This is a genomic window from Alistipes sp. AF48-12, assembly GCF_003477565.1.
Classification (GTDB): Bacteria; Bacteroidota; Bacteroidia; order Bacteroidales; family Rikenellaceae; genus Alistipes_A; species Alistipes_A hominis.
In genome coordinates, this window is sequence record NZ_QUDJ01000009.1 from 58,199 (window position 1) to 83,575 (window position 25,377).

At 56.6% G+C, this 25,377-nt stretch carries 20 protein-coding genes and 1 pseudogene; 11 read left to right on the top strand and 10 right to left on the bottom strand.

Going from position 1 to position 25,377, the window contains the following annotated elements; genetic code table 11:
• Positions 1-45: 45 nt before the first annotated feature.
• Complete coding sequence (locus tag DW082_RS07155; RefSeq protein ID WP_118458003.1) at positions 46-1,743, bottom strand: M56 family metallopeptidase; 1,698 nt, start codon at positions 1,741-1,743, stop codon at positions 46-48.
• A gap of 52 nt (positions 1,744-1,795) precedes the next feature.
• Positions 1,796-2,092 carry a BlaI/MecI/CopY family transcriptional regulator gene (locus tag DW082_RS07160; RefSeq protein ID WP_310648307.1) on the bottom strand — a complete coding sequence of 99 codons (297 nt, stop codon included), beginning with the start codon at positions 2,090-2,092 and terminating at the stop codon, positions 1,796-1,798.
• Positions 2,093-2,460: 368 nt separating this feature from the next.
• Here DW082_RS07160 and DW082_RS07165 point away from each other — a divergent pair, with 368 nt between their 5' ends.
• Positions 2,461-2,949 carry a low molecular weight protein-tyrosine-phosphatase gene (locus DW082_RS07165; protein WP_055205494.1) on the top strand — a complete coding sequence of 163 codons (489 nt, stop codon included), beginning with the start codon at positions 2,461-2,463 and terminating at the stop codon, positions 2,947-2,949.
• A gap of 26 nt (positions 2,950-2,975) precedes the next feature.
• Here the strand turns inward: DW082_RS07165 and DW082_RS07170 are convergent, their stop codons facing one another.
• The gene (locus DW082_RS07170; protein ID WP_118458005.1) at positions 2,976-3,527 is read right to left on the bottom strand and encodes an NADPH-dependent FMN reductase; all 552 of its coding nucleotides are present in this window, start codon (positions 3,525-3,527) and stop codon (positions 2,976-2,978) included.
• A 220-nt stretch (positions 3,528-3,747) separates the two neighbouring features.
• On the opposite strand from DW082_RS07170, the gene DW082_RS07175 reads away from it, so the two are divergent.
• The 5 genes from DW082_RS07175 (at position 3,748) to DW082_RS07195 (ending at position 9,954) form a co-directional block, all read left to right on the top strand.
• On the top strand, positions 3,748-4,590 hold the full coding sequence (locus DW082_RS07175) for a metallophosphoesterase (RefSeq protein WP_118458007.1): 843 nt from the start codon (positions 3,748-3,750) through the stop codon (positions 4,588-4,590).
• Between the two features lie 148 nt (positions 4,591-4,738).
• Positions 4,739-5,956: a UDP-N-acetyl-D-mannosamine dehydrogenase gene (gene wecC, locus DW082_RS07180; RefSeq protein ID WP_101571040.1), complete on the top strand. Its 1,218-nt coding sequence runs from the start codon at positions 4,739-4,741 to the stop codon at positions 5,954-5,956.
• Between the two features lie 4 nt (positions 5,957-5,960).
• Positions 5,961-7,106, top strand: coding sequence for a non-hydrolyzing UDP-N-acetylglucosamine 2-epimerase (gene wecB, locus DW082_RS07185; protein WP_118458009.1), 1,146 nt, complete (start codon positions 5,961-5,963; stop codon positions 7,104-7,106).
• Between the two features lie 186 nt (positions 7,107-7,292).
• A complete protein-coding gene (locus DW082_RS07190) occupies positions 7,293-8,732 on the top strand; it encodes a hypothetical protein (protein ID WP_118458011.1) in 1,440 nt (479 codons plus the stop codon).
• Positions 8,733-8,742: 10 nt separating this feature from the next.
• Complete coding sequence (locus tag DW082_RS07195) at positions 8,743-9,954, top strand: DUF4493 domain-containing protein (protein WP_118458013.1); 1,212 nt, start codon at positions 8,743-8,745, stop codon at positions 9,952-9,954.
• Positions 9,955-10,027: 73 nt separating this feature from the next.
• Here DW082_RS07195 and DW082_RS07200 read toward each other — a convergent pair whose 3' ends face one another.
• From DW082_RS07200 to rpe, 7 genes and pseudogenes are all read right to left on the bottom strand, one after another.
• Complete coding sequence (locus DW082_RS07200; protein WP_118458015.1) at positions 10,028-10,735, bottom strand: M48 family metallopeptidase; 708 nt, start codon at positions 10,733-10,735, stop codon at positions 10,028-10,030.
• A 9-nt stretch (positions 10,736-10,744) separates the two neighbouring features.
• A pseudogene (argH, locus tag DW082_RS07205) lies at positions 10,745-12,075 on the bottom strand (argininosuccinate lyase).
• A gap of 64 nt (positions 12,076-12,139) precedes the next feature.
• Positions 12,140-14,959, bottom strand: a complete 2,820-nt coding sequence (locus DW082_RS07210) for a pitrilysin family protein (RefSeq protein ID WP_101571029.1) — start codon at positions 14,957-14,959, stop codon at positions 12,140-12,142.
• A gap of 52 nt (positions 14,960-15,011) precedes the next feature.
• Positions 15,012-16,073, bottom strand: coding sequence for a M20 family metallo-hydrolase (locus DW082_RS07215; protein ID WP_055205504.1), 1,062 nt, complete (start codon positions 16,071-16,073; stop codon positions 15,012-15,014).
• A gap of 4 nt (positions 16,074-16,077) precedes the next feature.
• A complete protein-coding gene (rlmB, locus tag DW082_RS07220) occupies positions 16,078-16,821 on the bottom strand; it encodes a 23S rRNA (guanosine(2251)-2'-O)-methyltransferase RlmB (RefSeq protein WP_055205505.1) in 744 nt (247 codons plus the stop codon).
• 47 nt (positions 16,822-16,868) lie between these two features.
• Complete coding sequence (gene abc-f, locus DW082_RS07225) at positions 16,869-18,824, bottom strand: ribosomal protection-like ABC-F family protein (RefSeq protein ID WP_101571025.1); 1,956 nt, start codon at positions 18,822-18,824, stop codon at positions 16,869-16,871.
• A 7-nt stretch (positions 18,825-18,831) separates the two neighbouring features.
• Entirely contained in the window at positions 18,832-19,482 is a 651-nt protein-coding gene (gene rpe, locus DW082_RS07230) for a ribulose-phosphate 3-epimerase (protein ID WP_118458065.1), read from the bottom strand.
• Between the two features lie 110 nt (positions 19,483-19,592).
• Here rpe and DW082_RS07235 point away from each other — a divergent pair, with 110 nt between their 5' ends.
• The 5 genes from DW082_RS07235 (at position 19,593) to DW082_RS07255 (ending at position 25,172) form a co-directional block, all read left to right on the top strand.
• Positions 19,593-20,936: a DNA recombination protein RmuC gene (locus DW082_RS07235; protein ID WP_118458017.1), complete on the top strand. Its 1,344-nt coding sequence runs from the start codon at positions 19,593-19,595 to the stop codon at positions 20,934-20,936.
• 263 nt (positions 20,937-21,199) lie between these two features.
• On the top strand, positions 21,200-22,030 hold the full coding sequence (locus tag DW082_RS07240) for a prephenate dehydratase (RefSeq protein ID WP_055205506.1): 831 nt from the start codon (positions 21,200-21,202) through the stop codon (positions 22,028-22,030).
• Between the two features lie 18 nt (positions 22,031-22,048).
• A complete protein-coding gene (locus tag DW082_RS07245; protein ID WP_118458019.1) occupies positions 22,049-23,218 on the top strand; it encodes a pyridoxal phosphate-dependent aminotransferase in 1,170 nt (389 codons plus the stop codon).
• On the top strand, positions 23,215-24,054 hold the full coding sequence (locus DW082_RS07250; RefSeq protein WP_055205508.1) for a prephenate dehydrogenase: 840 nt from the start codon (positions 23,215-23,217) through the stop codon (positions 24,052-24,054). The genes DW082_RS07245 and DW082_RS07250 overlap by 4 nt, the downstream gene beginning before the upstream one ends.
• A 56-nt stretch (positions 24,055-24,110) precedes the next feature.
• A complete protein-coding gene (locus tag DW082_RS07255; RefSeq protein ID WP_055205509.1) occupies positions 24,111-25,172 on the top strand; it encodes a chorismate mutase in 1,062 nt (353 codons plus the stop codon).
• The last annotated feature ends 205 nt before the right edge of the window (positions 25,173-25,377 follow it).

The following is a 25,377-nucleotide window of genomic DNA, read 5'->3' on the forward strand; positions in this document are numbered from 1 at the left end:
CCGCGGTTTGTCTTGGGGTTCGATTCTTTTTAAATGTTCGGGTATTTATTTTTCCGGTTTTTCGTTTTCTTCCGGATTTCGAGCAGGCTTATCGGATCGATCAGACGTTATGACGGCGGGTATCTCTACGATTTTGACGCGGGAGTTTTTCGACAGGGATTTGGTCTTGATTAGAATCACTCCGTTTTTGCCTCTGTCGCCGTAGACGCCCACAAGCGTCGGGTCTTTGAGCACCGATACCGTTTCGACGTCGTTTGGATTCAGTCCCTTGATATTGTCTACTTCTTTCTCGTCGATGAGAATGATGGGGCGGGGTTTCCCGAATATTGAAGTATCGGAAGAGGCTCTGTTTGTTGAGTCTGAAAATCTTGCCATTCGGCTGGCCAGCGCATGGGACAGATTGGCCGATTGCCTGTTGAGCGCAGCCATACGGGATGCTATGGAACGGGTTTGTTCGGACGAGAGGTTGTTTGTCAATGCATGGGCCAACTGGGCCGATTGTCTATTGAGCTCAGCCGTACGGGAGGCCAAAGCATTGGCTTGTTTGATCAGATCGGTCGATTGCCTGTCGAACGCAGTCGTACGGGATGCCGTATCGGTCGTATGCTCCCGGGCGTTTTGCGATGTCTCGGTAGGCTGTTCCGGTTGTTTCGAAACGGTCGGGCGCGCTGCGTTTTTTTCGTTCTGTTCATCGGCTGTCGAAGGCGGCGGCGCGGGGGAGGTAGGTGCGATCGCATTTCCGCCATTCGTCCCGGTTGCGGAGGAAGAGGACATTTGTTGCACGGCGGATAACCTCTGGGGGCTTTCCCCGTTGTTCGGAGAGTACGGTTGTTCGGTGTCGGCGGTCTCCGTAAGTACGGATTGCCGTACCGGGCGTTCGGTAAAGGAAAAGCAAACCGTCAGGAGCGCGGTTAGCGGTAATGCCAGCAAAATTCTGAATTTCGACCGGCGTTTTTGTTTGTTTCGAGCGATCATGATAAGGCGTTTTTTGATGAGTGAATAACGGAACCCGCTGACAAACTCCGGACGGATGACGGTAAGTCCTCCGAGGATCAGCGCGATGTATTGTTCCGAATCGAAACCGTTGTTCAGTACCGCATCGTCGGCCTGGAACTCGTGCACCTCTCTGAGCGAACGTTCCCACAGCCACACGAACGGATTCCACCAGAATAGAATCCGCAGTACGGACGACAGCAGAATGTCCCAACTGTGGCGCAGTCTCGCATGGTGCGTCTCGTGCGCGACGATCTGCGCGATGTCCTGCGGCTTCGTCCCCAGTTCGTTGATATAGATGCGGTTGAAGAAGGTGAAGGCGGAACCCTGCATGTTGAGGCCGTAAATACGGATTTTGCCCGGTTGTAGCAGCGTGGCGCGACGGGTGATTCTCCACAGCCGGAATCCGCCTGCCGATAACGCCAGCAGCATGATCAGATTGCCTGCGTAGCAAAACAGTCGGAGTCCCTGCGGAATACCGCCCGGTCGGGTGCCGGGGAGCGTTTCGGGTTGTATTCCGGTGAAGATCTCGGCCGGAATGCGGAAACCGTACGGTTCTCCTCCGGTTGCCTCCGGCGTCCATACCGGAACGGAAAGCGCCGGAATGACAAAAGCCGCCGCTACTGTCAGCAGCAGGTAGGCCCGGTTGCGTGCGAATGCCTTGTCGCATGCGAACAACAGCCGGTAGACGATCCAGAACGCTGCGAGACAAATCTGTGTTTTGACGAGGTAGGGTAGTTCAGTTCCCATAAGTTTTACGGTTGAGGTACCGTCGGATCGGGGTGCGCCGTGCGGTTCCGGGTTACTCGGTTCGTTTTTTTGTTCGGGCGATGGCTTCCTGCGCGATTTGCAGGATTTTTTCGGACTCGTCGGCCGGCAAGTGTTCCTTCTCGCAGAAAAACGAGACCATTCGGGCGAACGAGTTGCCGAAGAAATTGCGGACGACTCCCTGCATCAGGTTTTGCGTGTAGGCTTCGCGCCCGAACAGCGGGTAGTAGCGGTGGCTTTTTCCGAGGACTTCGTGCCCGACGGCGCCTTTCTTTTCGAGGATGCGCACGATCGTCGAAACCGTATTATAAGCAGGTTTCGGTTCGGGCATCCGTTCGAGGATATCGTTTACGAAAGCGTTTTTTTTCGTCCCACAGGATTTGCATTATTTCGAGTTCCGCCCGGGTCAGTTCCCGCATGTTTTCCCGCTCCGTCTCTTTTTTCATAATATACCGGTTGATTTGAAAACAAACATATAACTAAAATTTTAGTTGTGCAAGTTTTTTTTTACTAATTTCTTAGTTATTGTCGGATGTTTTTACTGTATATTGTTTATTTACAGGTTTTTTGTGTGGTCTGTTTTCCGGGTGCGGTTTTCCGGGACTTTTTGTATTTTTGCGTCGGGTATAAAATCCGTTTCCCGGCGTGTTCGGAAAACGGGCGGATAAACCGAAAAGATCGGGATGTAAATAATTTGTTATGAACGGAAAATATAAAGTGCTTTTTGTCTGTCTCGGGAATATATGCCGTTCTCCGAGTGCCGAAGCCGTGTTTCGCGAGGCCGTTGACAAAGCCGGAATGAGCGGAAAGGTCGAGGTGGATTCGGCCGGAATAATCGGTTACCATGCGGGGGAGGGGGCCGATCCTCGAATGAAGCGGCATGCGTCTCAACGGGGATATCGGCTGACTTCGATATCCCGTCCGGTGATTGCGGAAGATTTCAACCGTTTCGATTTGATCGTCGGTATGGACGATCGGAACATCCGGGACCTGCGCCGCAAGGCTCCGGCGGATGGCCGGGCCGAGATCCGGAAAATGACCGATTTCTGCACCCGTTTCGACGAAACGGAGGTTCCGGATCCCTATTACGGCGGGGCGGCAGGGTTCGAGCGGGTGCTCGATCTGTTGGAAGACGCCTGCGACGGATTGCTCCGCTATGTGAGCCGGCAGGCGGAGACGGAACGGTAAATGCCGTCTTCGGGTTTCCCGGAATCTTATTCGTCGGTTTTACCGGTCAGCCAGAGTAGCTCGTCGATCATCGGGCGCAGCAGTTTCTCGGTCGCTGCGGGAGAAGCGGCCGTCCCTTTTTCGTCGAAAGTCTCCCCGGCCGAAATCACCGTGCACAGCATCGGTACGACCAACGCCCCGAGTTTCAGCAGCAAAGCCTGGAGTTGCTGTACCGTCGCGATTCCCGGCACTTTGCCCGAGGTGACCGAAACGACCGCCACCGGTTGGCGGCGCCACTCCTGCAGGTACAGGTCGATGACGTTTTTCAGCGCGGCCGGGAAGGAGGCGTTGTAGACCGGAGTGACGATGATCAGCGCGTCGGCCGCCACGAGTCGTTCGGTGAAATCGATCACTTTCCCGGACGGATTCGGCAGGAAGGCGAAACGTTCCTCGAACAGCGGAAAATCGTACGCTTTCAGGTCGAGTATTTCGGTTTCGGCCAGTTCGTTGGCCGTCAGATAGTGTTGAAGATAGAGGGCGACACGGTGACTGAGGCGTCCCGTCCGCACGCTGGACGATAGAATGGCAATCCTTTTCATAGTAATTCGATGTTCAAAACGGTGCTTTTCAAAGATACCGTTTTATCCGTGAATAAAAAATACCGAACGATCCGAATTTTAGTCGTTCCTGAAGCGGACGATGGCGCAAAAAGAGCGTATGGAATCAAATATTTTTGAATTATGGCAATTATTTTTAACTTTACGACCGGTCATAGCATTTTTTTATGTGCTGAATATCGTCATTTAATCTCCTCGGATTATGAAACGTATCGTATTCTTTTTGTTTTGTATGCTGTTTTCCTTTTCTTTTTCCGCCCCGGGAAAGGACCGGTCGTTCTTTTTCGTTCAGTTGAGCGATCCGCGGTTGGGCCTTTGTAGTGAGGACGGCGGTTTCGAGCGGGAAAAACAGCAGTTCAAGCAGTTTATCGACGCGATCAACCGGTTGAAGCCCGCATTCGTGGTGATTTCCGGGAATCTGGTGAACGACCGCGGGAACGCCGCCCAACTGGCCGGGTTCCGGGAGTTGTGCCGCCGGATCGATTCGAAAATCCCGATTTATCTGTTGCCGGGCGCTTGCGACGTAGGGGACGAAGCCTCGCCCGAAGCGGTGCAGGATTTTATCGGCCGGTACGGCAGCGATCGTTTCGTTTTCCGTAAGGAAGGGTGTTGCGTGATCGGCCTGAATACGCCGGTCGTAAAAGCGGGGAACTCCGGGCAGCGCCGGCAGCAATACGATTGGCTCGAAAAGCAGCTCCGGCACGCCGGGAAATACCGGCGCCGGATACTGATCGGACATCATCCGTTTTTTGTAAACCGGCCGGACGAACCCGACGCCGACGAAAACATTCCGTCGCAGGAACGGCAGCGATACCTCGATCTCTGCGCCCGTTATCGCGTCGATCTGGTGCTGGCCGGACACCTGTGTCGCCGGACGGAATCCGATTTTAACGATACGCATTTCTCGGTAGCCGGTTCAGCCGACCACCCGGCGGGAAAAGAGAAACCCGGTTTGCAGATTGTGATCGTTCATCCGGAACGGATTCATGCGGTTTATTACGAGATCGACCGGATCCCTTCCTGCGTGGAATTATTTCGCCATTAACCCGGACCGATATTGTTTCTGCCTGAAAATGTGATTAAAACGGGGCGATAGCGTAGAAATTCGTAAATTTCCGTAACTTTATCGCGCCGATTGTGCGACGCAGGAAGCGCCGCAACGATCGGTCGTATCTAAAAGCATCAGAACAGTTATGGAGAGTACCGAACAGATACTTTTTCTCGGGTTGGGCTATATCGGCCTGCCGACGGCGGCCGTGGCCGCATCCAAAGGATTGCAGGTCATCGGAGTCGATATCGATCCGCAGGTCGTGGATACCGTCAACCGGGGCGAGATTCACATTGTCGAACCGGGATTGCGGGAGGTAGTCCGCGAAGTCGTGCGGGCGGGACGGTTCCGGGCCGCTACGAAGCCGGTCGCGAGCGGCGTTTACCTGATCGTCGTGCCGACTCCGTTCAAAGGGAATCACGAGCCGGACGTTTCGTACGTGGAGGCCGCTACGCGTTCGGTCGTTCCGTTGCTGAAAGCGGGCGACCTTTTTATCATCGAATCCACTTCGCCGGTCGGAACGACCGACCGGATGGCGAGGCTGATCTTTTCGGAGCGGCCCGAGCTCGAAGGGCAACTGCACGTCGCCTACTGTCCGGAGCGGGTGCTGCCGGGCAACGTGTTGCACGAGTTGGTGCACAACGACCGGGTGATCGGCGGGATCGACGAGGCTTCGACGCAGCGGGCGATAGCTTTTTACGCCCGTTTCGTGGAGGGCGCGCTGCATCCGACCAATGCCCGGACGGCCGAGATGTGTAAGCTGACCGAAAATTCGTCGCGTGACGTTCAGATTGCCTTTGCCAACGAACTTTCGCTGATCTGCGCCAAAGCGGGGATCAACGTCTGGGAATTGATCGAACTGGCGAACAAACATCCGCGCGTACATATCCTGCAACCCGGCAGCGGGGTGGGGGGCCACTGCATTGCGGTCGACCCTTATTTTATCACGGCCGATTTTCCGAGCGAGTCGCAGTTGATCGCCAAATCGCGCGAGATCAACAATTATAAGGCCTTCTGGTGCGCCGGGCAGGTCAAAGCCGCTATCCAGCGGTTCAAAGTGACGCAGGGGCGTCCCCCGCGGGTAGCCCTGATGGGACTGGCTTTCAAGCCGAATATCGACGACCTGCGCGAGAGTCCTGCCAAGTATATCGCTTCGAAAGTGATGGAGGGGGAGGATGCCGATTACCGGATCGTCGAGCCGAACGTGCGGGAGCATCCGGTATTCAAACTCGCCGATTACCGGAAGGCTTATGCCGAATCCGATATCATCGCTTTTTTGGTGGCGCACAAAGAATTTAAAACTCTGGAATATCGGGATGACGCCGTTATTCTCGATTTTTGCGGCGTTTTTAAAAAACAGTAACGGAATGAAAAAAATCATGCTGGTTTTCGGCACCCGGCCGGAGGCGATCAAAATGGCCCCGCTGGTCGGAGCGCTCCGGGAGCGTCCCGACCGGTTCGAAACGGTCGTCTGCGTCAGCGGACAGCACCGCGAGATGCTGGATCAGGTGTTGCGTCTATTCGGGATCGTTCCCGATTACGACCTGAATATCATGAAGCGGGGGCAGGATCTCTACGATATTACGACGGCCGTACTGGCCGGGATGCGCGGCGTGCTGGCCGAAGCGAAGCCGGACGTGGTGTTGGTGCACGGCGATACGACCACTTCCGCGGCCGCCGCGCTGGCGGCTTTCTACGCGCGGATTCCGGTGGGGCATGTCGAAGCGGGCCTGCGTACGCACGATATGTACAACCCATGGCCCGAGGAGATCAACCGTCAGTTAACCGGGCGGCTGGCGTCGTTTCACTTCGCGCCGACCTCGCTGGCCCGCGAAAACCTGTTGCGGGAGGGCGTTCCGGACGACCGGATATTCGTGACCGGCAATACGGTGATCGATGCGCTCCATGCGGTGGTCGGACGGATCAAGTCGGACGAGGCCCTGGCCGGGAGACTGGCAGGGGAGCTGCGGCGGGCGGGATACGATGCCGCGAGGCGATTGTCCGATCGCCGGCTGGTGCTGATTACCGGACACCGGCGGGAAAATTTCGGGGACGGCTTTTTGCGTATTTGTACGGCGATCCGGACGCTGACCGGCAGGTTCCCGGAGGTCGATTTCGTCTATCCGATGCACTTGAACCCGAACGTGCGGCGCCCGATCGGCGAGGTTTTCGGGACGGACGCGCCGCAGAACCTGTTCTTGATCGAACCGCAGGAATACCTGCCTTTCGTATACCTGATGGAGAAAAGCGCGGTCGTGCTGACCGACAGCGGAGGCATTCAGGAAGAGGCTCCGGGGCTCGGTAAACCGGTGTTGGTGATGCGCGAAACCACCGAACGGCCGGAGGCCGTGCAGGCCGGTACGGTCAAGTTGGTCGGTACGGACGAGGCCCGGATCGTTTCCGAGGTTTCCGCTTTGTTGACCGACCCCGTTTATTACCGGGCAATGAGCGAGGCCGTGAATCCCTACGGGGACGGGGAGGCCTGCGGACGGATCGTCCGGTTGCTGGAATAGACTGTTGGCAAAACCCGAAGTCGGGATATCTGTTTAGCGAAAAGCGCGACTATTTGCGTCTTTTCGGAATAATTTTACGGATGAATTTGTTATTTCAGAAAAAATAATTTAATTTTGATATTAAGGCCGTCTGGAACGGTTTTTGGGTCTGAATACGATATTTGCGCATCCTTAAATTTTTGACCTATGAAAAAGAGAATGAAATTGGTTTTGGCAATGATTCCGGCGCTGGCTTTGGGCGGTTGCAAGTCGGTTCTGGAAATTCCCGTCGTCGAGACGGGGTGGGATATTTACACCGGCGGACAGTACCGTTACGGACCTTCCATCATCGTCAACAAAGACGGCTCGGTCGATGCGTGGTTCGCCGCTCCGGGCGGTTATCACGACGACGGCAATCTGAAATTCGATGCCGATGCCGTCATGAAGCCGGTCGTGCTGGGCAAAGGCATGACGGCCGCCCAGCGGTTCGCCGAAACCAAACCGTTCTATTCGGTACGCGTGATCTGCCCGAATCAACAGGCGAAAAACGCATCGCTTACGTTCAGCCTGTACCGGTGGGATACCGACTATAAAACGACCCTGCGGCACCGTCCGGTGGCCACGCAGCGCTATGAAAATTATAAGGACAACCAGAGCCTGGAGCTGGTCAACAAGGATAAGTTTCCGTACGGCGAATACTTGTGGACGCTCAGCGACGGCAACAACGACCAGTGTATGGTCTGGCAGTCGGATAAGAATATGGAAGGGGTGACCAACTATTTGAACGGAGAAGAGGTCGCCGGTAGCTTCCGGGCACGCGTGTCGCAGGACTTTTCGGACGGAACCATATTCTGGGATCAGGCTTCCTATCAGCATTCGACCGACGGAGGCAAAACGTGGACTCCGGAGCAGATGGTGCTGCTTCCGACCGAATTTGCTTCCGATCATTTTTCGGTATGCGACCCGGCCGTAGCCCAGTGGGGCGATTATTACTATGCGGGTTATACTTCTACTGAAAACGAGGGGATGGTCGAAAACCATGTTTATATCGCCCGTTCGAAATCGCCGGTAGGCCCGTGGGAAAAGTGGAACGGTTCGGGCTGGACTACCGGGACGGACGTACAGCCGATGATCCGGTACACGGACGATCCGAAGAAGTTCGGAGCCGGGGAGCCGTCGTTCGTGGTGCTCGGCGACAGCGTCTATTGCTACTATACCTGGAATGCGACGGGCGACGAGTCGATAACGACCCGGTTGGTTACGGCCGATGCGAACGATCCGAATTGGCCCGCCCATCTGAATTTCCACGGGACGGTGATCAATAAGAGCGACATCAAAGGGGCCGATCATTGCGATGTGAAATACCGTGACGATCTCAAGAAATTTCAGGCGATCCATGCCGCCCAGCGGATTGGTCCCGACAGCTATATCGTGTTGTGGGAATCGGAGGACGGAATCCATTTTACCCGGAAAGGAGAGATTCGTGATAATTTGAAGCCTTACCTGCACAATTGCGGGTGGAGCGGCGACGGCCGGGGACACATGCGCAAAGGGGTGCAGCAGTATATCTCCTATGCGTACGGTACGCCGGAAGCTGCGTGGGGACAATGGAATACGTGGTGGAGTCCATTGAAACTGACCGAATAACCAAACTACTATGAAAAGAAGGAACCTGTTGTTCCCATTGCTGATAACGGCAATGGGCTGGGGATCGTGCGCTAAAAACGATCCCGGAAATGTCGGAAACGGATCGCTTGTTGTCCGCCTGGATGTCGATCCGACCGTGAGAGTCGTAACTGCGTCGGCAACCAAAAGTGCGGATGCCGCCACCTTCACGCTCGAGATCCTGCAAAACGAAACGGTGATTAAAAAGCTGTCGCCCATCGGCGTCGATCCGGGGCCTATCGAATTGCCTTCGGGAGTTTATACGGTGCGGACCTATTCGCAGTCTTTTACTGCGCCGGCTTTCGATACGCCCGTTTACGGCGGATCGGCGGGGGTGTCGATCGCCGTTGACAACGAAACCCCGGTTTCGATCGGCTGCAAGCAGACCAATGCCGGCGTCCGGGTCAGCTATTCGGAAGCTTTTCGCGCCAACCATTCGACGCGTTCAACGACGATCCGGCAGATCCAGGGCGCTCTGACATTTACTGACGACGACGTTTCCGGTGGGCGAATCGGCTATTTTCCGGCCGACCGGGCGACGATCGTCGTTACGGCCGACGGAGTGGAATACGAGCAGGAGCTGACGCTGGATGCCCAAACCGTCTATAACGTGAGCGTCGACGACGCGCCTCAGTCGGTTTCGGGAAACCTGAAACTCGATATTACGGTTTCGACCGATGTGAGCGAGCAGGACGTGGCGGTCGTTTTCCCTTCCGGCGTGGTCGATTATACGGAGACGATGGGCGGCGTTCCCGTTTCGGTCGAGCAAAATGTCAGCGGGTATGCGAAATGGTCGTACCTGAAAGCTTCGTATGCGGGATCGGGCGCTTTCGTTTCGTCGGCCGCTTCTTCCGATTACAACGGCGCTTCCGGCGGAAATTACCTGTTGTTCAAGACGTCCGGCGCCTATTTTACGGTTTCGGGCCTGAATACGTCGATGGCGGCGAACGATCTGGTGCTGTCGTTCGGATGCTGTAGTTTTTCGCAGGCTTACGATGTGAATAACCTGACGGTCAGCGTGAGTCAGGATGAAGGGGCTAATTTTACGCAGCTTCCGATCGCGTCCGATGCTCGTCCGGCGAATAAAAAATGGGCTCAGGTCTCCGTTACGGAGGGAATCCCGAAGACCAAAAATCTGGTGATTCGTTTCGATTGTCTCGGAACGAATTACGGAATCGACGATATCCGGTTGAAAACGCTGTAAAAAGCAGCGAAAACAACGGGCGTTCCTCCCACAGGAGGAACGCCCGTTTCATGCCGGATATCGTTCCGGACGATTATCTCCAACGGGTCGTATAATTTTTCAGTTCCTGTCTCAATTGCGGATGTTTACCGCCGGTCAGCCGGTCGAGAAGCTGGTGAAATTTGGCCCCGTGGTTTTTATGTAGCGTGTGGCAGAGTTCGTGAACGATGACGTAGTCGATCAGGTGGTCGGGCAATTTCATCAGATGGATGCTCAGCGACAGGTTGTTTTCCGACGAGCAACTGCCCCAGCGCGACCGGGTGTTGCGGATCGTCACGGTTCCGCAACGGAATCCGAATGTTTTACAAAGTGCGTCGACCCGTTGCGGCAGGTAGGCTTTCGCTTCGATACGCCATGCTTCCTCGATTCCCTGCTGGATGATCCGCTGAACCTCCGGAGCGTCGTATCGCAGGGCGGCGGGATAACTGACCCGGATGATTCCGTTTCCGATCCGAGCCGAAGGGCTCAAGCAGGGACAGGGGTTCAACTGCAATACGTGACTGCGCGTAGCGTAGGGCAGTTCGATCGTTTCGTGCGGGTAGCGCCTGGCGAGCCGTTCCCGGGTACGGACGGCCCATTGTTCCTTTTCGTTCAGAAATTGGATCGCCTGCCGGTCGCTGACCCCCGAAGGGATCGACAGGCGTATTTCACCCGTTGCCCGGATGCTGATGCCGAGCCTGCGTAACCGCGACGAGCGGACGACCGTGATCGCACCGAGCGACGGATGGTGATATTCCGCCATGAACTTTGCTTATTTAACCAGTTCCGTTTCGGCCCGGTCGACCCGGTCGAAATGGAACTTATCGAGCGTTTGCTGCATCAGGGCCGAAATTTCGTCGGTACACAGGTTGCCGATACTCCCTTCGTGGGTGTGGTGTACGGTTTTTTCTGCTTTAAAATTCCCGTTTTCGATGTCGATCCCTACTTTTTTGTAGGCTTCCCGGAATGGAACTCCGTTGAGCACCATGTTGTTGACCACTTCGACACTGAACAGGTAATCGTATTTCGGATCGTCCAGAATGTGCTCTTTAACCTGCAGGTTTTCGAGCATGTAAACTGCCATATGAATGCAGCTCCGCAGTTCGGCGATGGCCGGGAAAAGCACTTCTTTGAGCAACTGCAGGTCGCGGTTGTATCCGCACGGCAGGTTGGTCGTCATCATTGCGATCTGGTTCGGAAGTCCTTGGATCAGGTTGCATTTGCCCCGGATCAGTTCCCATACGTCCGGATTTTTCTTGTGCGGCATGATGCTCGATCCGGTGGTCAACTCGGCCGGATAGGAGATGAATCCGAAGTTCTGGTTCAGGAACAGCGTGTTGTCCATCGCCAGCCGCGCCAGCGTAGCGGCGACCGACGACATGGCCTGCGCCATGATCCGTTCGCTCTTTCCGCGCCCCATCTGGCATATACGACGTTGTAACTCAGCGTGTCGAAACCGAGCAACTGCGTGGTCATCGTACGGTTCAGCGGGAACGACGAGCCGTATCCGGCGGCCGATCCGAGCGGATTCTTGTTGCAGATGCGGTAGGCGGCGTGCAGCATTTCGGTATCGTCCACCAGGCTTTCCGCATAGGCTCCGAGCCACAGCCCGAACGAGGACGGCATTGCGATCTGCAGGTGGGTGTATCCCGGCATCAGCACCTCTTTGTACTTTTCCGAAAGTTGTTGCAGCCGGTGGAACAACTGCTCCACGTCCGCTACGATCTCCCGGATCTGCCGCCGCAGGAAGATCCGCAGGTCGACCAGCACCTGGTCATTGCGCGAACGGCCGCTGTGGATCTTTTTGCCGGCGTCGCCGATGCGCTGCGTCAGCAGGAATTCGACCTGCGAGTGCACGTCTTCGACGCCCTCTTCGATCGTAAATTTTCCGGCCGTGATGTCCCGGTAAATGTTTTTGAGTTCGCGCTGCACGTTCGCGAGGTCTTCGCTGCCGAGCAGTCCGATGGATTCGAGCATGCGCGTGTGCGCCAGCGATCCCAGGACATCGGCTTCGGCAAGAAAGAGGTCCATCTCGCGGTCGCGCCCGACGGTGAACTGTTCCACCGCCTTATTCACGTCGTTGGTTTTTTGCCACAACTTCATCTGTCTGTCGTTTTGGGGTTTTAAACAGGGAGCGTACGGGCATTTGCGGGTACGCCCCGTAATTCTATTCTTGTTTGGCGATTCCGTTCATCACTACTTCCACCCGGTTCGGCGAATCGGAAATCTTCTTTGCGAGCCGGGCGATGTCTTCCGGGGTGATCGCGTTCAGCGTTTTCAGGTATTCGGTGTGCGAGTCGGTTCCGTAGCGGTAGAAAGAAGTGAGCTGCCCCAGCCAATAGCCGTTTTCCTTGATCGACTGCGCATAGCTTTTCTGTAAGAACTCTTTCACTTTGTCGAAAGCGGCTGCGGTCGGGCCTTCGTCGCCCACTTTTTTCAGTTCGGCCAGCGCCCGGTCGGCCAAAGCTTCCGATTTCTCGTTGCTCGTATCGAAACTGATCGTGAACGCATACCGGTTGTACGGTTCGCGCAGCAGCGAAGCCTGCGTGCTGACCCCATAGGTACCTCCCTCCTCGGCGCGGATCGTTTCGACATAGACGATGTCCATGATCTGTTTGAGAAAGGTCATTTCGAGTTGGTCTTTCAACGAATAGCGTTCGTCGCCGCTGATCGTGACGACGACCGTCGCTTTCGGTGTGGATACTTCTTTGTCGAAGCGGGATTCGCGGTTTCCCGGCACGATGAATTCGATGTGCCGAGCCGTTTCTTTCTGCGCTGAACCCGGCAGCGAGGCGATATACCGTTCGATGTCGGGACGTATGCTCTGCGGATCGACGTTACCGACGAAGATGAACGTGAAATCCGCCGCATTGGCGAAACGCTGTCTGTAAAGTTCCAGAATCCGGTCGTACGAGTAGCCGTCGAGACGCTGCGGCGTCAAGCGGCGGTAGCGCGGGTTGTTCCCGTATATCGCCCGGTTTAACGTATCCTGCATCGTTATCGAAGGATTGGCTTCCTGGTTGGCCAGGACGGTGCGCGTCTGGTTTTTCCAGGCCGAGAACAGGACGGTGTCTTCGCGCGGTTCGGTGAACAGCAGGTGGGTGAGTTGCATCAATTCCGAAAAATCTTTCGGCGAACAACTGCCCGAAACGCCTTCCGACGTGCTGCCGATATAGGGTTGGTAGGAGATCCGTTTGCCGGCGAGTTTCTTTTGCAAGTCGGTCGGCCGGAATTTGCCCAATCCGCCGACGAGCGCCGTACCGGTCGGGAAATTCATGTACAACGAATCGCCGTCTCCGTAGGCGGAAGTTCCTCCGAGGCTGATCGCTTCGAATAGGATTTCGTCGCTCTTGAAATCGGTCGGCTTGAATACGACGCGCGCTCCGTTGCTCAGCGTCCACACTGTCGTGCCGAATACCGGGTCGGTCTGCTCGGAAACGACGGTTCCCGCCTGCGGTTCGCGGTCGAGAAATCCGCCTTCGTCCAGTTTCTCCTCGTACGGGGTCACCGGGGCTTCGTACGCTTTGCGGTAGGCTGAGACGAATTCTTTTTCGGTCGGGAAGTTCAGCGAGTCTTTGGACGGGGCCATCATCATCAGCGCGATGTTGTGATCCGGGAACATCGTCCTGAAGATATCGTTGATGCTGTCCAGAGTGATCTCCGGAGCGCGTTTCAGATAGTAATGATACAGGTATTCGGCGCTCGCAAGCGGTTCGTTTTCGAGGAAATTATCGAGGCACTCCTGCACGTAGGTATCGTTTTTGACCTTGTTCCGTTCGTTGTATTTATTCTCGAAGTAGCTGGCCAGTTTCGCCTGCGCCCGCTGGTATTCGGGTGCGGTGAAGCCGTATTCGCGGGCCCGCTTCAGTTCGCCGATCCCGGCGTCGAGCGCCCGCTGCCAGGCGTCGTCCCGGAAGGCCACGTAAAGCTGATAAGCGCCCTTGGTTTTGGCCAGGAAATAATCGTCGTCGCCGAATCCCGCATACAGGTACGGAGGGTCGGCCTGTTGGGTCAGTTCGGCCAGTCGCGCGTTCAGCATGATCGAAAACGTAGACTGAATATAATCGTTGTCGAGCGCTTCGGTCGTTTTCATTCGTTCGGGCGTCAGCTTGTCGTGTTTGTAGAAAACGGCCAGCGACGAAGAGGTCGCTTCCGGATCGGTGGCGATGGCTGCGATCGGTTCCGCATTGTCTTCTACCGGGAAATATTTCCGTTCGGCGGCGCGCTTGTGGCGCGGGATATCCTGCCACATCGTTTTGATCCGCGCCTCGACGCTGTCCACGTCGATGTCGCCCACGACGACGATCGCCTGCAAATCCGGACGGTACCATTTTCTGTAATAATTTCTCAGCACTTCGTACGGAAAATTGTCGACCACTTCCATCAATCCGATCGGCATTCGGCTCGCATAACGGTTGCCGTTCGGGTAGAGTTTCGGCAGCAGACTGTCGTACATCCGGAGCGTCGCGTTGCTGCGCGTGCGCCACTCTTCGTGGATCACTTTGCGCTCGCGGTCGATCGCGTCGTCTTCGAGCAGGATGAATCCCGACCAGTCGTGCAGGATCAGCAGGCAAGAGTCCACCAGTCCCGGCTTTACGGTCGGCACGTCGGTAATGTTGTAGACCGTTTCGTCGACCGAAGTGTAGGCGTTCAGATTCGCGCCGAACTTGATGCCGTTCTGTTCGAGGTAACCGGTGAGTTTCCCGTCCGGGAAGTTTTTGGTTCCCGCGAAAGCCATGTGTTCGAGGAAGTGCGCCAGTCCGCGTTGATTCTCCTCTTCGAGAATCGATCCGACCCGCTGGGCGATGTAAAAGTTGGCCCGTTCTTTCGGCAGGTCGTTGTGCCGGATGTAATAGGTCAGACCGTTCGGCAGTTTTCCGACGCGCACCGCCGTATCGACCGGAACGGGCTGGTATTTCGGTGCGCGGTGGCCGTACATACTCGCAGCGGCGAGCACGACGGCGGCAGTCAGAATCAGTTTTTTCATACGTCCGAATTTTAGGTTTGTCCGATCCGTTTCGTCGGCGTGGTCGGATTCGTTACAATATCGCGGATAACATTTTTATATACAGTTCGATCCCTTCGCGGATTTCGCTCAAATGGACGAATTCGTCGGCGCTGTGCGACCGGGCGCTGTCCCCGACGCCGAGTTTCAGCGACGGGATGTCGAGCAGCGCCTGATCCGACGTCGTCGGCGATCCGTAAGTCGTGCGTCCGAGCGCCAGGCCCGCCTGTACGATCGGATGATCCGGCCGGATGCTCGACGGTCGCAGGCGCGTGGAACGCGCTTTCACTTCGCAGCTCACATGCTCCTTAATAATCTCTAAAACCTCCTCGTTCGTGTAACGGTCGGTGACGCGGATATCCACCGTGAAGCGGCATTCGGCCGGAACCACGTTGTGTTGCGTTCCGGCCGAGATGATCGTCACGCTCATCTTGACCGCACCGAACAGGTCGGACACCTTCGGGAAACGGTACGTGCGGAACCACTCGATGTCCTGCATCGCCTTGTAGATCGCGTTGTCCCCCTCCTCGCGCGCCGCGTGTCCGGCTTTGCCGTGCGCCGTACAGTCGATGACCATCAGTCCGCGTTCGGCGATGGCCAGTTGCATCAGCGTCGGTTCGCCGACGATCGCGAATTCCAGCGGCCCCAATTCCGGGATCACGCATTCGAGTCCGTCGTGCCCGCTGTTCTCCTCTTCGGCCGTGATCGCTACGCATAAGTTATACTTCAGGTCTTTCCGGTCGTAAAAATGCAAAAAGGCTGCCAACAGCGATACCCCGCTGGCCCCGGCGTCGTTGCTGCCGAGCCCGTACAGCCGGTCGCCCTCGACGGTCGCTGCGAACGGGTCGCGCGTGTAGGCGCCGTTCGGTTTGACGGTGTCGTGGTGCGAGTTCAGCAGAATGGTCGGTTTGGCCGGGTCGTAGTGGCGGTTGAACGCCCAGACGTTATTCTTTTTCCGGTGCACTTCCACGCCGCGTTCTTGCAGGAATTCGGCCAGCAGCCCGGCGGTTCCGGCTTCTTCTTTGCTGAACGAAGGGGTTTGGATCATCTGTCGCAACAGAGCGACCGCATTTTCGTATAATTGTTCCGTTTCCATAGCGTTATCGATTGTTTATCCGTTGCCGCGCCGTTTCGAACAGCATGACGGCGGCGGCGGCCGAAACGTTCAGCGACTCGATGCTTCCGACGATCGGGATCGCCAGTTGGAGATCGCACATCTTGAGCACCTCTTTCGAAATGCCCACGTCCTCGCTGCCCATTACCAGCGCGGTCGGCTTGGTCAGGTCGGCCTCGAACAACAGCGTGTTGCTCTTTTCGGTGGCCGCTACGATCTGCATTCCTTCGCTTTGCAATATTCTCAGCGTGTTGCGGACGCTGCCGACCCGACTGACGGGAATGACGCTCAGCGCTCCGGCCGAACTTTTCATCGACTCGGCGTTGACCGGCGCGGAGTTCTTGACCGGCATGATCAGCCCGTGCGCTCCGGCGCATTCGGCGCTGCGGGCGATCGCCCCGAAGTTGCGCACGTCGGTCACCCCGTCGAAAACGACGACCAGCGGCGTTTCGTCCTCCGGAATCCCGGCCAGCATGTCGTACACGTCGACGTATTCGATCGCCGCCGTCAGCGCGACGGCTCCCTGGTGGTTGCCGTTGCGGGTCAGGTAATTCAGTTTTTCGATCGGAACCCACTGCACGTGGATGCGCTTGCTGCGGCACAGTTCGGCCAATTCGTTCAGCAACACGCCGTCGGCGCCCTTTTTCAGGTACACTTTTTCGAGCTGTTTGCCCGCCTCGATCGCCTCGATGATCGGGCGTAGCCCGAATATCATGTTTTTCTTTTCCATCGTTTTTCTTTTTTCGGGCTTTGGTCGCCCCGGCGTTGCCGCCGGGTCTACGAGGCCAGCGTTTCTTTCAGGTTTTCCAGCGTGATGCTGAGTTCTTCCCAGCGGTACGTCAGTTTATTGAGTTTGTCTTTCAGTTCGTTGTAATGCGCGTAGAAGCTGCCGTCCGCCAGGTCGATGCCGTGTGCGGCGGGGTCGGCCAACTGCCGGTCTTTTTCGGCGATCTCCTTTTCGAGCGCCATGATCTCCTGTTCGGCCTTTTCGACGTCGCGTTCCGCTTTGCGGAGCTGTTTTTCGGCTTCCCGTTTCTGTTCGTACTGCGCCTTGCCGGACGGCCCTTTGGGCTTTTGTTCGGCTGTAACGACGGGAGCTTTCTGTTCGATTTCGCGCATCGACTCGATTTGCCGGTCGCGTAGGAAATCGTAAATGCCGCCCAGGTGCTCCTTGACCCGTCCGTCGCGGAATTCGTATACCCGTTCGACCAGCCCGTCGAGGAACTCGCGGTCGTGCGAAATGACGATTACCGTGCCGTCGTATTTTCTGACGGCGTCTTTGAGGATGTCCTTCGAACGCATATCCATGTGGTTGGTCGGCTCGTCGAGTACCAGCAGGTTGTATGGTTCGAGCATCAGCCGGGCCATAGCCAACCGCGCCCGTTCTCCTCCGGACAGTACGCGCACCTTCTTGTCGATGTCCTCGCCGCGGAACAGAAATGCCCCCAGGATATCGCGCAGTCGCGTCCGAATGTCGCCGACGGCCACCCGGTCGAGCGTGTCGAATACCGTGAAATCGCCGTTCATCAGGTCGTCCTGATTTTGTGCGTAGTAGCCGATGCGGACGTTGTGTCCGATGCGGACGCTGCCTTCGGTCGGCTCCAGTTGCCCGATCGCCATCCGCGCGAACGTGGTTTTCCCTTCGCCGTTGCGGCCGACCAGCGCGATTTTTTGTCCGCGTTCGATCGTAAACGTCGCGCCCGAAAAGACGTGCTTTTCGCCGAAACTTTTGCCGGCGTCTTTCGCTTCCACGACGATCTGTCCCGAACGCGGGGCCGGCGGAAACTTGATGTTCAGCCGGCTGAGGTCTTCCTCGTCCACTTCGATCCGTTCGATCTTTTCGAGTTGCTTGATGCGCGACTGCACCTGGTTCGATTTGGTCGGCTTGTAACGGAAGCGTTCGATGAAGTCTTCGGTCTGTTCGATCATCTTTTGCTGGTTCACGTAGGCCGCCATCTGCTGCTCGCGCCGTTCGCGCCGCAGCTCGACGTACCGGCTGTACGGCACGCGGTAGTCGTACACCTTGCCGAGCGATATTTCGATCGTCCGCGTGGTGACGTTATCGAGGAATGCGCGGTCGTGCGAAATCAGCACGACCGCGCCGTTGTACTCCTTCAGGTAGTTTTCGAGCCATCCGATGCTCTCGATGTCGAGGTGATTCGTGGGTTCGTCGAGCAGGAATACCGACGGCCGGCGAAGCAGCAGCTTCGCCAGTTCGATGCGCATCCGCCATCCGCCGCTGAACTCGCTGGTCGCCCGTCCGAAGTCGCTTCGTTGGAAGCCCAGTCCGAGCAGCGTCTTTTCGACCTCCTCCTCGCGGTTCATCCCGCCGAGAATGTGAAAGCGGTCGGTCGCATCGTTCAACCGGTGCAGCAGCTTTTCGTACCCCTCGCTTTCGTAGTCCGTCCGCTCGGCGATCTCCCGGTTCAGTTGCTCGATTTCGCGTTCGAGTCCGATCACTTCCGAAAAGGCCGATTCGGTTTCGGCGAACAGCGTGGTCGTGTCGGCCACCTTCATCTGTTGCGGCAGGTAGCCTACCGTGCAGTCGCCGTTGCGCGAAACGGTTCCCGACGAGGGCGGCTGTTCTCCGATCAGCACTTTCAGCATCGTCGATTTTCCCGCTCCGTTCTTGCCCACCAGACCGATCCGGTCTTTGGCATTGATCAGGAACGATACCTCCCTGAACAGATCCCAACCCCCGAAGCTGACCGTAAGATTGTCTACCGATATCATCGTTTGTCTATACGTTCAACAGTTTGTGGATTGTCTCTTCCGGATTCGGGCTGGCGAATACCGTGCTTCCGGCAACCAGTACTTCGCATCCGGCGGCATACACCTCGGCGGCGTTATCCAGCGTGATTCCGCCGTCGATCTCGATCACCGCCTGCGACCCGCAGCGGTCGATCTCCCGACGCAGTTCGGCCACTTTCTCGGTCGATCCCTCGATGAACGACTGTCCGCCGAAGCCCGGTTCGACGCTCATGATCAGCACCAGGTCCAGTTCATTGAGATAGGGTACGATTGCCGATACCGGCGTTTTCGGCTTGATCGAAACGCCGGCTTTGACGCCCGCCTTTTTGATCGTCGCGATCGCGCCGTGCAGGTCGTCGGTCGCTTCGAGGTGGATCGTGACGATGTCCGCGCCGGCCTTGGCGAAGCGTTCGATGTATTTTTCCGGATTGACGATCATCAGGTGCGTGTCGAGCACCTTTTTCGTTCCTTTGCGGATCGGCGGCATCAGTGGAAATCCGAACGAAATGTTCGGCACGAATACGCCGTCCATCACGTCGATGTGCACCCATTCCGCTTCGCTGCGGTCGAGCATCGCGATATCATCGGCCAAATGTCCGAAGTCCGCCGAGAGCACCGAAGGGGATATGATTCTTTTCATGTTTTCTGAAGTTTTGGTTTTGTAAATGTCAAATTTGTACAAAGGTAATGATTTTATAGCTATTTTTGTTCTGCGGCCGGCGTTGCCGGCTAAATTTAAAGGACAGGAGAATGATCGAAGCGGGTTTGTTGTTCATCGGATTGGTTGCGGGAATCGCTGCGGCGGCGTTGGCTTTCCGGCCGGCGTTCAGGCGGTATGCGCGGACGGAAGAGGCGTTGAAAGCGGATAATGAAGCCAAAAACGCACAGTTGATCGACCTGAACCGCCAGGCCGCCGAACGGGCGGCCCGGTGTGCGGCCCTCGAGGAGAAATTGCTCTATCAGCAGGCCGAAGCCGAGCGCGAGCGCGCCCGCCGCACCGAAGAGATCGCCGCGCTGCAAGAGCAGCAGCGTCTCGCTTTTAAAAATCTGGCTAACGACATTCTGGAGGAGAAGAGCCGGCAGTTCAAGCAGAGTAACCGGGAATCGCTGGAGTCGTTGCTGAAGCCGTTCCGGGAAAATATCGAAGGATTCCGCAAACGGGTCGACGAAGTGTACGACAAGGAGGCGCAGCAGCGTTTCTCGCTGAAAGAGGAGATTCGCAGCCTGAACGAGATGAACCGCCGGATGTCCGAGGAGGCCAACAACCTGACGCGCGCGCTGAAGGGCAATTCGAAGGTGCAGGGCGATTGGGGCGAAATGATCCTCGAAACGATCCTCGATAGTTCGCACTTGGTCAAGGGGATTCATTATTTTACGCAGGAAAACCTCAAAGACGCTGCGGGCAACAACCTGCGTCCGGACGTGATCCTGAACCTGCCCGATCGCAAGCAGATCGTCGTCGACTCGAAAGTGTCGCTGACGGCTTATGTCGCCTATACCGAAAGCGCCGATCCGGACGAAGCGTCGCGCGCGGTGAAGAATCACCTGCGGTCGGTGCGCAGTCATATCGACGAGCTGGGCAGCAAGCGTTACCAGGCGCTCGTAGACTCGCCGGATTTCGTCATCATGTTCGTGCCGAACGAGCCGGCGTTCTTGCTGGCGATGCAGCACGACCCGACGCTGTGGAGCGACGCTTATAATAAAAAGGTGATCGTCAGCAGTCCGACGAACCTGTTCGCGCTGCTGAAATTGGTCGACGACCTGTGGAAGCGGGACAAGCAGAACAAGAATGCGATCGCGATCGCCACCGAAGGGGCGAATCTGTACGACAAATTCGTCGGTTTCGCCGAGACGCTGACCGATCTGGGGCGCAGCGTTTCGGCTGCCGGGGAGAAATACGAACGGGCGATCAAACAATTGAAAACCGGCAGCGGCAACCTGATCCGGCGTACCGAGCGGTTGCGTGAGCTGGGGGTGAAAGCCACCAAAGACCTGCCTGCGCAGTTGTCCGATTACGACGATGGCGACCCGTTGCCGGGGGCGCAGGACGGCCGCTCGGGGCTTCAGGTTGAAAAAAATAACGGTATCGGTTAAATTTTTCTTGTTTTTTCCCGTTTTTGTCGTACATTTGCACAGTTAAAAAATAAAGTATAACAAGCTAATCAGTTCAGAGGGACGATGAATCAGCTTTCGCTTTTTTGGGGTTATTATTTTTACTTCTACTTTTTTACCAAAAGCGGACTGGGGTTGCGTTGCCGATAGCGAAGATAAGTGCTTGTGCGAAAAATAATAAAAATCCCGGTCCGTAAGGAGCCGGGATTTTTTGTCGATACGGAAGATGTAAAAGAGACAGGAAGATGAACGGAAAGATGAAAGTGGCCATACAGGGTTACGAGGGGAGTTTCCACCACATTGTCGCCGAACGGTATTGGGGCGAAGGGATCGAGATCGTGCCGTGCCCGACATTCCGCGAAGTGGCTCGCCAGGTCGAAAGCGGCGACTCGGACTGCGGCGTGATGGCGATTGAGAACTCGATCGCCGGCAGCATCCTGCCGAATCTCGGCATCCTGCATAACAGCCGCCTGCAGGCGGTCGGCGAGTATTACCTGCATATCAGGCAGAACCTGATGGCGCTGCCCGGCGTGCGGTTGGAAGATATCGAAGAGGTGCACTCGCATCCGATGGCGTTGTTGCAGTGCGTCGATTTCCTCGATCCGCACGGCTGGAAGCTGGTCGAAACCGAAGACACCGCGCTCAGCGCCCGCCGGATCGCCGAACGGGGCACGCGCAACGCCGCCGCGATCGCCGGCGAACTGGCGGCCCGGCTGTTCGGACTCGAAATTTTGGCTCCCGACATCCATACGATCAAGAACAACTGCACCCGCTTTATGATTCTGCGCCCCGACCACCAGCCGATCGACGAAAAGGCCGATAAGGCGTCGCTGTGCCTGATGACCGACCACCGGCAGGGATCGCTGCTGCAAGTGCTGCGGGCGATGGAGGATTCGTCGATCAACATGACCAAGCTGCAATCGTCGCCGATCCCGAGCGAACCGTGGCACTATATGTTCCATATCGACATGGAATTCGCGTCGATGGACGATTATAACGAAGTGATCGAACGTATGCGCCGCGCGAGCCGCGAGCTGCACGTATACGGCGTTTACCGCAGAGGAGAACATTCGTAAATTTTAAAATAGCAAAAGATGAATCCGATCAAAGTGGAACTGGCCGAACGGCTGGGCAGCGTCGAGGAGTACTACTTCTCGAAGAAGCTGCGTGAGATCGACGAGATGCGGGCCGCCGGACGCGAGGTAATCAACCTCGGCATCGGAAGTCCCGATCAGCCTCCCCATCCGGAGGTGGTGGCCACGCTTGCCGCCGAAGCGGCCAAACCTGGGAATCACGGTTATCAACCCTATAAAGGCGCCGCCGTGCTGCGCAACGCATTCGCCGCTTGGTATCGGGATCGTTACGGCGTAACGCTCGATCCTGTGAGCGAGATCCTGCCGCTGATCGGCTCGAAAGAGGGGATCATGCACGTTTGCATGACCTACCTGGACAAGGGCGATAAAGTGCTGGTGCCGAATCCCGGTTATCCGACTTACCGCTCGGCGGCTACGATTGCCGGCGGGGTCTGCGTCGATTACAAATTGCGCGAGGCGACTGGCTGGATGCCCGATTTCGACGAGATCGAACGGCAGGGGATACAGGGCGTCAAAATGATGATCGTCAATTATCCGCACATGCCGACCGGGGCGATACCCCAAGAGGGTTTGTTTCAGAAACTGGTGGATTTCGCGAAAAAGCATAACATCCTGCTGCTGCATGACAACCCGTACAGTTTCTTGCGTAACCCGCGTCCGGCGAGCCTGCTTGCGGCCGACGGGGCGATGGATGTGGCCATTGAACTGAACTCGCTGAGCAAAAGCCACAGCATGGCCGGTTGGCGTATCGGGATGATCGGAGCGGCGAAACAGCGGATCGACGAGATCATCCGATTCAAGAGCAATATGGACTCCGGAATGTTTTACCCGATGCAGGCGGCTGCGGCCAAAGCGTTGAGCCTCGGCGACGACTGGTACCGTTCGATCAACAAGTTGTACGGCAGCCGCGAAGCGAAAGCCTATGAAATTCTGAACCAGATCGGGTGTTCGTACGATGCGGGCCAGGCCGGTCTGTTCGTCTGGGGACGCCTGCCGGAGGGCGCGGGCGACTGTTACGAGTTTTCGGATAAAATACTGAACAGCTGCGGCGTCTTCCTGACTCCGGGCGGTATTTTCGGTTCGGAAGGGAACCGGTACGTCCGGATCAGCCTTTGCGCGACGGAAGAGTTGTTGCAGCGTTCGATCGATAAAATCAAGACATTGCTATGAAGGCGGCGGTAATAGGTATCGGGTTGATCGGGGGATCGTTCGCACTGACCCTGAAAGATAAAGGCATTTGCGAGGAAGTGATCGGAGTGGATAATTCCGAGCGCAACCGCGCCAAGGCGGTCGAATTGGGACTGGTCGATCGCACGCTTCCGCTGGACGAAGCGATTCCGGCTGCCGATCTGATCGTGCTGGCCACGCCGGTAGATTCGATTCCGCTGCTGGCCGTGAAAGTGCTGAACAAGGTCGACCGGCAGGTGGTGATCGACATGGGATCGACCAAACAGGAGCTTTGCGAGGTGATCGCCCAGCATCCCAGGCGCGGGCGCTTCGTAGCGACCCACCCGATGTGGGGTACCGAGTACAGCGGCCCGGAAGCGGCCGTTCACGATGGATTTGAAGGACGTACGGTGGTGCTTTGCGACGGTGCGGAGAGCGATCCGGACGCACTGAAACTGGTCGAGGATATCTACCGGAAAATCGGAATGCCGATTAAATACATGAGTTCCGAGGAGCAAGATACGCATACGGCTTACGTCAGCCACATTTCGCACATCACGTCGTTCGCGCTTGCGCTGACCGTGCTTGAGAAGGAGCGCGAAGAGGAACATATCTTCGATCTGGCGGGCGGCGGTTTCGAGAGTACGGTGCGTTTGGCGAAAAGTTCGCCGGAAACCTGGGCTCCGATTTTCATGCAAAATAAATATAATGTGCTCGACGTGCTGCGCGAGCATATCCATCAGTTGCAGATTTTCCGGCGCCTGCTCGAAAAGGACGACACCGAAGGACTGAAACAGATGATGCAGCGCGCGAACCGGATCAACCGGATTATAAAATAGGGCGTCCGGCGCCCGTTCGCCGGAATGAAAACAGGAAACGTAAAAAACATAAGGATATGAAACCGTTTGATATCAAAGCGAAACGTCCCTTGATTATCTCCGGCCCGTGCAGCGCGGAGACGGAGGAACAGACACTCGAGACTTGTCGGCAAATCGCTGCGACCGGCCTGGTCGACGTACTGCGCGCCGGCATCTGGAAACCCCGGACGAAGCCCGGTTCGTTCGAAGGAGTGGGCCTCAAAGGTCTGGCGTGGATGAGTAAGGCCCGCGAACTGACCGGCCTGCCGATCGGAACCGAAGTGGCCACGTCGAAACACGTCGAGGCCGCCCTCGAATTCGGGGTGGATGTGATCTGGGTGGGGGCCCGTACGACGGTCAATCCGTTCAGCGTGCAGGATATTGCCGATGCGCTGAAAGGGGCCGACGTGACGGTGCTGATCAAAAACCCGATGAATCCCGACATCGAACTGTGGAGCGGGGCGATAGCCCGGATGCAGAATGCCGGAATCACCAAGCTCGGCCTGATCCATCGCGGTTTTTCGGCCTACGGAGCCTCGCTGTACCGCAACAATCCGATGTGGCATCTGGCTATCGAAATGCGGAGCCGTTTCCCGGAACTGCCGATGATCTGCGATCCGTCGCATATCTGCGGCTGCCGGACGTATCTGCAGGAGGTTGCGCAGAAGAGCGCCGACCTCGATTACGACGGGCTGATCATCGAAAGCCATATCTGTCCGGACAAGGCGTGGAGCGACGCTTCGCAGCAGGTTACCCCGGACGGGTTGAAGGAGTTGCTGGGTAAGATCGTATGGCGTCGTTCGACGACCGACAGCCCGGATTACCAGCAGGCATTGGCGAAACTGCGCAGCCAGATCGACCAGATCGACGCCGAAATTTTCGAATTGATCAGCAAGCGGATGCGGGTGGCCGAGCAGATCGGACTCGTCAAACGCGACAACAACGTGACGATCCTGCAGGGCGGCCGATGGCAGAGCATCGTAGACCGCGTGGTTTCGCAGGCTCCGAAGTTGGGCGTCAGCACCGAATTCCTGAAAACGGTGCTCGAAGCGATCCACCTCGAAAGCATCAACCGCCAGAATATGGTGATGAACCGGTAAATTGCCGGAATCCGGTCGTGACGGGGCGTTCGGCATACGGTCGGACGCCCCGTCGCGTTCTGGGTGGAAATAATATTGTGTTATCGTGTTTGTATTCAGGATAATGACTTGTGAGATCGGCGATGCGTCAGACAGGAGGGATCTTCCGCGTCATGTATAAATATTCGTTATTTTCACGGTTTTTATTTTCCCTCGCCGCAATTTT